We start from the raw sequence: 9992 nt of genomic DNA, 5'->3' as shown, positions 1-9992 counted from the left end.
CCCATCAGCTGGGCCACGAGGTCTTCACTCATTGAGGCCTGCAGCTGCCAGGCCTGGAGCAGGCTCTTGGCCACGGTGCGCAGCTCCTCGACGTTGTCGCAGGAATCGATCGCCCGGGCATGGGCCTCCATGGCGAATTGGCGGCTGAGGGAAAGGGTCTCCATGGCGTCGTTTTCGCGTTCGTTCACAACACGTTACAAAGCTGCTGGCGGTTGTGGGGTGCGGGTCCCCGAAGGGCCGCCCGGCGAGCGCTTCCGGCCCAGGAGGGGCACAGTGGGGGGCAGCGGCAGGCAAAACAGGATATGGGCATGCGCGCACGACTGGGTCAGTGGCTCCGCCGCGTCGGTGATCGACTCGATCCAGAGCGCGATCCCATCCTGGCGCTGGAGCGCCAGCCGGCTCTGCTGGCCGGAGCGCCCAACCCCAAGCTGCCCTCGATGGTGGGGCTGGATGAGGCCCCAGGCGCCAGCGAAGACAGCCTGCCCTCAGCGCCCTGGCAGGGCGTGCGGGAGCGGGCCCTCAGCAAGAGCCTGCTCACCCTGCGCTCCGAGGCCGTCTACAGCCTCGGGGCCCTGCACGCAGCCCATCTCGCCGCCGCGGCCGTGTTCGACGACCGGCGCCTGGCGGTGGCCCTGGCCCAGCGCCGCGGCGACCCCATGGACGACGAGGTGCTCACCAAGCTGGCCGAGGCCGCTTCGATCTGGCACCGCGACAGCGCTTCGCTGGGGGTTGCCCTCACCGCGATCGGCACCGCCCAGGTGCCCGATCTCACCCTGGCGGAGGCCCTGCAGGTGGACGACGAGGAAGAGGCCTCCCTTGAAACGATGGTGGAGGGCTATCAGATTGAACTGCAGCGCCAGATCCTCGAAGAGGCCGAGAGCTGAAGCCAGCCCGGCCCTGAGCCTCCCAGGCCTCAGCTCGCCATGTGCTCGATGCTGATCAGGGCCGGGCCCAGCAGGCTGGTGAGGTCCTGCAGCTGATCCTTGCTGCCCATCACCACCAGCATCTGCCCAGGGGCCAGCCGGTGGTCGCTGCCGGGATTGGCGATCAGGGTCTGCTCTTCGAGCTTGTAGGTGGTGCCCCGGTACTGGCGCACCATGTCCTGGGCCGGGGGCGCCGGCTGCACGGCCAGCACCAGGGCGCCGGTGCGCCGCCCCAGCTGCAGCTCCCCCAGACTCATTTCCAGCAGCCGACCCAGATCGCCGGGGTTGGCGCTGAGCCGGAACTCCTCCACCTCGCAATCGCTGCCGGCCAGCAGATCCATGAAGGTGACGGCCAGGGGCCGCAGGGCGGTGGCGGCCATGGTGCGGCCGCCACTCACGTAGGGGCTCACCACCTGGTCGGCCCCGGCCAGGCGTAATTTGCGCTCCGCCTCATCGCTGTCTGAGCGGGCGATCAGGCGGCAGGAGGGGGCCAGCCCGCGGGCGCTCAGCACCACGTAGAGATTGGCGGCGTTGCTGGGCAGGGCCGCCACCAGGGAGCGGCACTGGTGGATGCCCGCCTCCATCAGGGTTTCATCGAGGGTGGCATCGGCCACCAGCACCGGCAGACCGCGGTCCTGGGCGGCCGTGCTGCGCTCCTGGTCCAGCTCCACCACCAGCAGCGGCACCCGCTCCCGGCAGAGCTGCTCGGCGATCTCACGGCCGATGCGGCCGTAGCCGCAGAGAATCACATGGTCTTGCATGGTCTTGATCCAGCGGCGGAAACGGCGCTCGCGCAGGCGCCTGAAATAGCCCGATTCAGAGAGGCCAAGCACTCCCTGGATGCTGATCTGCACCACCACCAGGCCGCCCAGGATCAGCAGCACCGTCACCAGACGTCCAGCCGGCGAGAGGGGCTGCACCTCGCCGAAGCCGATCGTGCTGATCGTGATCGCCACCATCCAGTAGCAGTCCGCCCAGCCCCAGCCCTCCGTGAGGCGATAGCCCAGGGCAGCCAGATTGACCAGCACCACCAGGGCAAGCGGGGCCCGCCAGGGTCGGCGAATCCGGGTGGATGGGGGACGGCGTCGGCGCCAGAGGCGCCAGCGGAGGCTGGCCATGGAGATCCGGATCCGACGGCCGGATCGCTGCGCCATTAAACCAATGCTGCGCTGACGCTGCAGGTCACGGTCGCAGCAGGTCCCGGTCAGGCCACAGCGCAGGATGGAGCGGTGGTGCGGCCCGCAGTCGTGCCCTGTCCCCACCCACTGCACCGCCGATCGCCACGATGTCCTGGATGGAGGAAGCCGCCCGGCGGGCTGAGGGGCGGCTGGAGGCTGCCGGAATCACGCTCACCCTCGGCGGTGAGCCCACCCTGGTGCCCCTGGGGCCCGAGGGCCTGGAGTGGTCGGTGGCGGCGGATGGCCCCACCAAGCTGCCCGTGGCCCGCGCCCTGGCGGCGGCGATCCAGCTGCGCACCTGGCCGGGCAGCACGCTGCTCTACTGCAGCGGCAAGCGCTACGAAGGCGAGGTGAACCCCCGCTGGGCCCTGCGGCTGATCACCGGCCGCCACGGCGCTCCCATCGCCCCGTGGCCCACGCCAGCCGCCACGGGCGGAGCGCTCACGGCCCCGGCCGGGGTGCCCTGGCTGAAGCGGCTGGGCGAGCGCCTCGGCGTTGCCCTGGCGCCCCTGCGCCTGCTGGATGAGCGCGATCCTGAGCGGGCCGTCTGGGCGGTGCCACTCACCTGGGATGAGGAGGAGGGCTGGAGCAGCGGCTGCTGGGAGCTGCCCCTGGAGCAGCGTCGCCTCACCGCCGCCCCGGGGCCGGCCGGGCTGCGGTTGCCGCTGGAGCACTTCCCCGACGACCTGCCCTGCCAGCTGCTCACCCTGGAGATCGGCCCCGGCGGCTTTGGAGCCGCCGGCTGGGGCCTGTTCCTGCCGCCCCTGGAGCGGCAGCCCACGGAGCAACTGCTGCAGGCCATCAGCGCCGAGGCCTGCTGTCCGCTCACGGCCGCAGCCCTGGCTGAGCCCGATCTCAGCGGCCTGCTGCCGGTGGATGCCAGCGAGGGCTGGGAGGTGCTGGGCCTCACCGCCGATCCGGGCGTGCTGGAGGTGAACCTGCCGGTGTGCGACAGCTGGAGCGCCTACCGCGACTGGCTGCGGCTGATCGAGGCGGCCGGCGCTGCGGTGGGCCTGCGCAGCTGGAAGCAGAGCGAGGCGGGCGGCCAGCAGGGCACCGGCGGCGGCAACCACCTGCTCTGGGGCAGCCGCGACCTGGAGCAGCACCCCTTCTTCCCGCGCCCCGACTGGCTGGTGGGAATCCTGCGCTATTTCCAGCACCACCCCAGCCTCGCCTATCTGTTCAGTGGCGCGAGCGTGGGTCCGTCCTCCCAGGCGCCCCGGCCCGATGAGGCCCTCGGCGAGCTGTTCGACCTGGAGCTCGCCTACACCGTGCTGGAGCGGGCCCGCGGCGAGCAGCGCCAGCTGATCGGTGAAACCCTGCGCCATCTGCATGCCGACCGCTCCGGCAACAACCACCGCAGCGAGATCAGCCTCGACAAGTTCTGGAATCCGGGCGCACCGGCCGGCTGCCTCGGGCTGATCGAATTCCGGGCCCTGGAGAGCCTGCCCCAGGCCGACTGGATGGCCGCCATCGCCCTGCTCTGGTCCCATCTGGCCGCCCTGCAGCTGGATCCGGCCCGGCGACCGCGGCGGCTGCACCCCTGGGGCGGAGCCCTGCACGATCGGATGCTGCTGCCCAGCCAGCTCTGGGCCGACCTTGAAGCCGTGCTGGCCGATCTGGAGGCCGCCGGCCTGCCCCTCGATGCCGCGCCCTACCGCACCATCTGGGAGTGGCGCTTCCCGCCGCTGCTGCGCTGGCGCGACGCCGCCGCGCCGGGCGCCCCCGAACTGACCCTGCGGCCGGCCCTGGAGCCCTGGCCCCTGATCTGCGACACCCCGCGGGAAGGGGGCTTCACCAGCCGCTTCGTGGACGGCTCCCTGCGCCGCTTCGAGTTGCTGGGCGCCGGCGCCCTGGCCGAGCGCTATGCCCTGGTGCTGAACGGCCGCCCCCTGCCCCTGCAACAGCCCGGCCCCCTGGCGGTGCGCTACCGCGCCAGCGCCCTCTACCCCTGCTTCCACGCCGGCATCGAGCCCGCGATGCCCCTGGTGCTGCAACTGGTGCCACTCAGCGGCAGCCGTGCTGGCGAAGGCCTCGGCCCCTGGCCCCTGGCCCAGTGGGAGCTGGAGCCCGAGGCCCTCAGCTTCGCTCCAGTGGAGCCGACGCCCCTGGCGTGGCCCCTGGCGGCGCCCTGGCAGACCGGGGCTGAGCGGCCCTGCACGGTGGACCTGCGGCTGCCCCCTGACCTCATCTCCTGACACGGCAGCGCCCACATCACAAATCCCACTGATCCCAGCCCAATCCAGGGACCGGGCACTGCCACGGGGGCCGATCCCCCCTAGCAGTGGGTGGCAACGCAGCAGCGGATCACCGCATGGGTGGATCGACAACAGTGGCGGCGGCCACGGCGCCGGCGCTGGAGGTTCGCAGGGAAAGCGGCCAGCGCGAGGTGTTCTGCGGCCTCACCTCGATCGTGTGGCTGCACCGCCGCATGCCCGATGCCTTCTTTCTGGTGGTGGGGTCGCGCACCTGCGCCCACCTGATCCAGAGCGCCGCCGGCGTGATGATCTTCGCCGAACCGCGCTTCGGCACGGCGATCCTGGGGGAGCGCGACCTGGCCGGCCTCGCCGATGCCAACGAGGAGCTGGACCGGCTCGTGGCCGACCTGCTGCAGCGCCGCCCCGAGATCCGCACCCTGTTCCTGGTGGGCTCCTGCCCCAGTGAGGTGATCAAGCTCGACCTGGCCAAGGCCGCCGAGCGCCTCAACACCCGTCTCGCCGGCCAGGTGCGGGTGCTGAACTACACCGGCAGCGGCATCGAAACCACCTTCACCCAGGGCGAGGACCAGGCCCTGCTGGCGATGGTGCCGCTGATGCCCAGAGCTCCGGCCGCCCCTGCCGCTGAGGGGGCGGCCCCGGCAGCAGCGCAGGAGCTGTTGATCGTGGGCACCCTGGCCGACGCGGTGGAAGACCGGCTGATCAGCCTGTTCGGCCGCATGGGCATCGAGCGGGTGCGCAGCCTGCCGCCGCGCCACTCCCGCGACCTGCCCGCCATCGGTCCCGGCACCCGGGTGCTGCTGGCCCAACCCTTCCTCTCCGCCACCGCCCGGGCCCTCACCGCCCTCGGCGCCCAGCTGATCTCAGCTCCCTATCCCCTCGGCGTCGAGGGCAGCGCCGCCTGGATGGCCGCCGCCGCCGCCGCCTTCGGCCTGGACGATGCCCGGGTGGCCGCCGTGCTCGATCCCCTGGTGGAGCGGGGCCGGCGGGCCGTGGCGCCGCACCGCGAGATCCTGGAGGGCAAGCGGCTGTTCCTGCTGCCCGACTCCCAGCTGGAGCTCTCCCTGGCCCGCTTCCTGCAGCGCGAGTGCGGCATGGAGCTGGTGGAGGTGGGCACGCCCTATCTGGATCGCGCCCTGCTCGAATCCGAGCTGGCCCTGCTGCCCGCCGGCACCCCCCTCACCGAGGGCCAGCACGTGGAGAACCAGCTCGATCGGGTGCGGGCCGCCCGGCCGGATCTGGTGGTGTGCGGCCTGGGGCTGGCCAATCCCCTGGAGGCGGAGGGCATCGCCACCAAGTGGTCGATCGAGCTGGTGTTCAGCCCCATCCACGGCTGCGACCAGGCCGGCGATCTGGCCGAGCTGTTCTCGCGACCCCTGCGTCGCCGCAACCTGCTGCGTTTCTCCTGATGGAACTCACCCTCTGGACCTACGAAGGCCCTCCCCACGTGGGGGCCCTGCGCATCACCGCCTCGATGGAGGGAGTGCACCTGGTGCTGCACGCGCCCCAGGGCGACACCTATGCCGACCTGCTGTTCACGATGATCGAGCGGCGGCAGCGGCGCCCACCCGTCACCTACACCACCTTCCAGGCCCGCGACCTCGGCGGTGACACCGCCGAGCTGGTCAAGCGCTCGATCCAGGAAGCGGTGGACCGCTTCCAGCCTGAGGCCCTGCTGGTGGGCGAGAGCTGCACCGCCGAGCTGATCCAGGACCAACCGGGCTCCCTGGCGGCCGGCATGGACCTGGGCGGCGCTCCCGTGGTGAGCCTGGAGCTGCCCGCCTACTCCAAGAAGGAGAACTGGGGAGCGGCCGAGACCTTCTACCAACTGGTGCGGCACCTGCTCAAGGCCCAGATGCCGGCCCCGGGCACGCCGCCGCCGTCGCCCCAGCGCTGGCGGGCCGAGGGCCGCCGGCCCCGGGTCAACCTGCTCGGCCCCAGCCTGCTGGGCTTCCGCTGCCGCGACGATGTGCGCGAGCTCACCCGCCTGCTGGGCGCCGAGGGCATCGATGTGGGCGTGGTCGCGCCGCTGGGCGCCCGCCCGGCCGACCTGGCGCGCATCCCGGCGGCCGATGCCAATGTCTGCCTTTATCCGGAGGTGGCCGGATCGGTGTGCAGCTGGCTGGAGCGGCGCTTCGGCCAGCCGGTGGTGCGCACGGTGCCGATCGGCATCGGCGCCACCCGCGACTTCCTGGGCGAGCTGCGCCAGGTGCTCGGCATGGAAGAGCAGCCGATGGCACCAGAGAGCTCCTCCCAGCTGCCCTGGTACTCCCGCTCGGTCGACTCCACCTACCTCACCGGCAAGCGGGTGTTCATCTTCGGCGATGCCACCCATGCGATCGCCGCCGCCCGGGTGGCCAGCCGGGAGCTGGGCTTTGAGGTGGTGGGCCTGGGCAGCTACAGCCGCGAGCTGGCCAGGGATGTGCGGGCCGCGGCCCGGGAGCTGGGCCTCGAAGCCCTGATCAGCGACGACTACCTGGAGGTGGAGCGGGCCATGGCCGAGGCCATGCCGGAGCTGGTGCTCGGCACCCAGATGGAGCGCCACAGCGCCAAGCGCCTCGGCATTCCCTGCGCCGTGATCAGCTCCCCCCTGCATGTGCAGGATGTGCCGGCCCGCCATGCCCCCCAGATGGGCTGGGAGGGCGCCAACGAGCTGTTCGACAGCTGGGTGCATCCGCTGATGATGGGCCTGGAGGAGCACCTGATCGGCATGTTCCGCCACGACTTCGAATTCGTGGAGGGCCACCGCAGCCACCTGGGCGGCCAGGCCCCGGCTGAACCAGCCACGGCTCCAGCCTCCGCCGTGGCTCTGGCCTCCGGCTCCCCAGGCCCCGGCAGCGAAGAACGAACTCCGGTCGGCACCAGCGACCCCAGCTGGGACCCGACCGGCGAGGCCGAACTGGCCAAGATTCCCTTCTTCGTGCGCGGCAAGGTGCGGCGCAACACCGAGGCCTATGCCCGCGAGCAGGGGCTGGCCCTGATCGACGGCGAGGCCCTCTACGCCGCCAAGGCCCACTTCTCCGCCTGAGTCCAGCGTCCTGGGTTCTGAGTCGAGCGTTCCTTTTTCTCCTTTTCCTGAGTCCACCCCCATGACCACCACCCTGCGCCGTCCCGATGGGGAAGGCAGCCTCCAGGTCCATCTGGACCCCAAGGACGACATCGCCACAGGCGCCCTGGTGATCGCCGTCTACGGCAAGGGGGGGATCGGCAAGAGCACCACCTCCTCGAACCTCTCGGCCGCCTTCTCGAAGCTGGGCAAGCGGGTGCTGCAGATCGGCTGTGATCCCAAGCACGACAGCACCTTCACCCTCACCAAGAAAATGGTGCCCACGGTGATCGACATCCTCGAAACCGTGGATTTCCACAGCGAGGAGCTGCGCCCCGAAGACTTCGTGTTCGAGGGCTTCAACGGCGTGCAGTGCGTCGAATCGGGAGGTCCTCCGGCCGGCACCGGCTGTGGCGGCTACGTGACCGGGCAGACGGTGAAGCTGCTCAAGGAGCACCATCTCCTCGAGGACACCGATGTGGTGATCTTCGATGTGCTGGGCGACGTGGTGTGTGGCGGTTTTGCCGCGCCCCTGCAGCACGCCGATTACTGCCTGATCGTGACGGCCAATGATTTCGATTCGATCTTCGCCATGAATCGGATCATGCAGGCCATCAATGCCAAGGCCAAGAACTACAAGGTGCGGCTCGGCGGCGTGATCGCCAACCGCTCCGAGCAGACCGACGAGATCGACAAGTTCAACGAGCGCACCGGTCTGCGCACCATGGCCCACTTCAAGACCGTGGATGCGATCCGCAAGTCGCGCCTGAAGAAGTGCACGATCTTCGAGATGGAGCCCACGCCTGAGGTGGAGGAAGTGCAGAAGGAATACCTGCGCCTGGCCCAGGCCATGCTCGAGAACGTGGAGCCGCTGGAGGCCGAATCCCTCAAGGACCGCGAGATCTTCGACCTGCTGGGCTTCGACTGATCGACCAGCACGGCTCCCTGCCGCCCCTGATCCAGGGGCTGTTGCGCCCTGAGGCCTACCCCCACCGGGTGGGCCCGATCCGCCTGCTGCAGACCCACATCTCCTGGGTGCTGCTCACCGGAGACATCGCCTACAAGGTGAAGAAGCCGGTGGATTTCGGCTTCGTCAACTTCAGCACCCTGGAGCTCCGCCGGCAGCTCTGCCACGAGGAAGTGCGCCTCAACCGGCGCCTCAGCCCCGGGATCTACCAGGGCGTGGTGGCCATCGGGGGGAGTCCGGAGCGGCCGCGCCTGGCCGCTGGTCTGGAGGCCGAGCCCAGCCCAGGCCCCCAGTCGCATCCTGCTGAATCGGCGGGGCCCGCCAGCCTGGAGTACGCCGTGCGCATGGCCGAATTCCCCCAGGAGGCCCTGCTGCCGGCGGCCCTGGGCCGGGGCGCCGTGGGGCCCGAGCAGATCGATTCCCTGGCCGAGCGCCTGGCCCGCTTCCACGCCGAGGCGGCCCAGGCCGATCCGGGCGGGCCCTATGGCACCCCAGAGGCGGTGCTGGAGCCGGTGCAGGCCAACATCACCAGCCTGCTGGAGCATGGCGATCCGGCTCTGGCAGCCAGGCTGCTGCGGCTGCGCAGCTGGATCGACAGCAGCTTCGGCACGCTGCAGCAGCCCTTTGCGCAACGCCTGGCCACCGGCCGGATCCGTGAAGGCCACGGCGATCTGCACCTCGGCAACATGCTGCTGCGGCAGGGGCGCATCGAGGTGTTCGACTGCCTCGAGTTCAGCCCTGCCCTGCGCTGGATCGATCCGATCAGCGACCTGGCCTTCCTGGTGATGGACCTGCAGGAGCACGGCGAGCAGGCCCTGGCCTACCGGCTGCTGAACGGCTGGCTGGATCAGAGCGGCGACTACGGGGGGCTGCAGCTCTGGTCCTGGTATGCGAGCTACCGGGCCCTGGTGCGGGCCAAGGTGGCGGCCCTGGCTGGGCAGAGCGAGCCGGTGGAGCGCTATCTGCAGCTGGCCGAGCGCCTCTGTCAGCCGCCAGCGGCAGCTCTGCTGCTCTGCCATGGGGTGTCGGGATCGGGGAAGTCCCACAGCAGCGGCCTGCTGCTCGGGCGGCTCGGCGCCATCCGGCTGCGCTCAGACGTGGAACGCAAGCGCCTGTTCGGCCAGTGGGGGGTTCAGAGGCAGGGCCATCCCCAGCCCGATGGCTCCGCCAGCCGCAGCGGCGAGCTCTACAGCGCCGAGGTGAGCGCAGAGCTGTTCGAGCAGCGGCTGCCCCAGCTGGCCGCGCTGCTGCTGGCCGCCGGCTTCCGGGTGATCGTGGATGCCACCTTCCTGCGCCGCAGCCACCGCCAGGCCATGGCCGCCGTGGCCGGGGCCGCCGGGGTGCCGCTGGTGATCCTGAGCTTCCCGGTTGCGGCGGAGCTGGCGGAGCAGCGGCTGCGCCAGCGGCAACGTCTGGGCCGCGACCCCTCCGATGCCGACCTGGATGTGCTGCGCTCCCAGTGGCGCCAGGCGGAACCCCTCGATGCCGAAGAGCGGTTGCTGACCCTGGCAGCAGAGACAGGCGACGGCAGCGAGGCCATCGCGGATCTGGCTGCCCGCCTCGAGAGCCGCCTGGGTCAGGGCAGCTGAGGCTCGGGGGCCTCGGTGCCGGGCGTGATGGCCTCCGGCAACGGTGGCACCGAGGGCACGAAGGGGGTGGATG

7 protein-coding genes are annotated in these 9992 nt (G+C 70.9%); 6 read left to right on the top strand and 1 reads right to left on the bottom strand.

Translation table 11 applies throughout. The features are described 5' to 3' along the window. Nucleotides 1-308 precede the first annotated feature (308 nt). Nucleotides 309-884: a hypothetical protein gene (locus IQ216_RS07540; protein WP_193814995.1), complete on the top strand. Its 576-nt coding sequence runs from the start codon at nt 309-311 to the stop codon at nt 882-884. A 29-nt stretch (nt 885-913) separates the two neighbouring features. On the opposite strand, the gene IQ216_RS07535 is transcribed toward IQ216_RS07540, so the two are convergent. Beyond that, nucleotides 914-2041 (bottom strand): TrkA family potassium uptake protein, encoded by a 1128-nt coding sequence (locus tag IQ216_RS07535; RefSeq protein ID WP_193814994.1) that lies wholly within the window; start codon nt 2039-2041, stop codon nt 914-916. Nucleotides 2042-2217: 176 nt separating this feature from the next. Between IQ216_RS07535 and IQ216_RS07530 the strand changes: the two genes are divergently transcribed. The 5 genes from IQ216_RS07530 (at nt 2218) to IQ216_RS07510 (ending at nt 9919) form a co-directional block, all read left to right on the top strand. After that, complete coding sequence (locus IQ216_RS07530) at nt 2218-4299, top strand: transglutaminase family protein (RefSeq protein ID WP_228007266.1); 2082 nt, start codon at nt 2218-2220, stop codon at nt 4297-4299. 116 nt (nt 4300-4415) lie between these two features. Then, the gene (locus tag IQ216_RS07525) at nt 4416-5726 is read left to right on the top strand and encodes a ferredoxin:protochlorophyllide reductase (ATP-dependent) subunit N (protein ID WP_193814992.1); all 1311 of its coding nucleotides are present in this window, start codon (nt 4416-4418) and stop codon (nt 5724-5726) included. Further along, nucleotides 5726-7345 carry a ferredoxin:protochlorophyllide reductase (ATP-dependent) subunit B gene (locus IQ216_RS07520; protein WP_193814991.1) on the top strand — a complete coding sequence of 540 codons (1620 nt, stop codon included), beginning with the start codon at nt 5726-5728 and terminating at the stop codon, nt 7343-7345. Before IQ216_RS07525 ends, IQ216_RS07520 begins: the two co-directional genes overlap by 1 nt. A 61-nt stretch (nt 7346-7406) precedes the next feature. Then, the gene (gene bchL / locus IQ216_RS07515; protein ID WP_186696772.1) at nt 7407-8291 is read left to right on the top strand and encodes a ferredoxin:protochlorophyllide reductase (ATP-dependent) iron-sulfur ATP-binding protein; all 885 of its coding nucleotides are present in this window, start codon (nt 7407-7409) and stop codon (nt 8289-8291) included. Between the two features lie 41 nt (nt 8292-8332). Further along, on the top strand, nt 8333-9919 hold the full coding sequence (locus IQ216_RS07510; RefSeq protein WP_193814990.1) for an AAA family ATPase: 1587 nt from the start codon (nt 8333-8335) through the stop codon (nt 9917-9919). Nucleotides 9920-9992 lie beyond the last annotated feature (73 nt).

Source organism: Cyanobium sp. LEGE 06143 (genome assembly GCF_015207535.1).
Classification (GTDB): domain Bacteria; phylum Cyanobacteriota; class Cyanobacteriia; order PCC-6307; family Cyanobiaceae; genus NIES-981.
This window is presented reverse-complemented; position numbering and strand designations above follow the sequence as displayed.

Coding starts and splice junctions, on each gene's coding strand:
- IQ216_RS07535 (WP_193814994.1), bottom strand. CDS start 2,041: ATGGCCAGCCTCCGCTGGCGCCTCTGGCGCCGACGCCGTCCCCCATCC.
- IQ216_RS07530 (WP_228007266.1), top strand. CDS start 2,218: ATGGAGGAAGCCGCCCGGCGGGCTGAGGGGCGGCTGGAGGCTGCCGGA.
- IQ216_RS07525 (WP_193814992.1), top strand. CDS start 4,416: ATGGGTGGATCGACAACAGTGGCGGCGGCCACGGCGCCGGCGCTGGAG.
- IQ216_RS07520 (WP_193814991.1), top strand. CDS start 5,726: ATGGAACTCACCCTCTGGACCTACGAAGGCCCTCCCCACGTGGGGGCC.
- IQ216_RS07540 (WP_193814995.1), top strand. CDS start 309: ATGCGCGCACGACTGGGTCAGTGGCTCCGCCGCGTCGGTGATCGACTC.
- bchL (WP_186696772.1), top strand. CDS start 7,407: ATGACCACCACCCTGCGCCGTCCCGATGGGGAAGGCAGCCTCCAGGTC.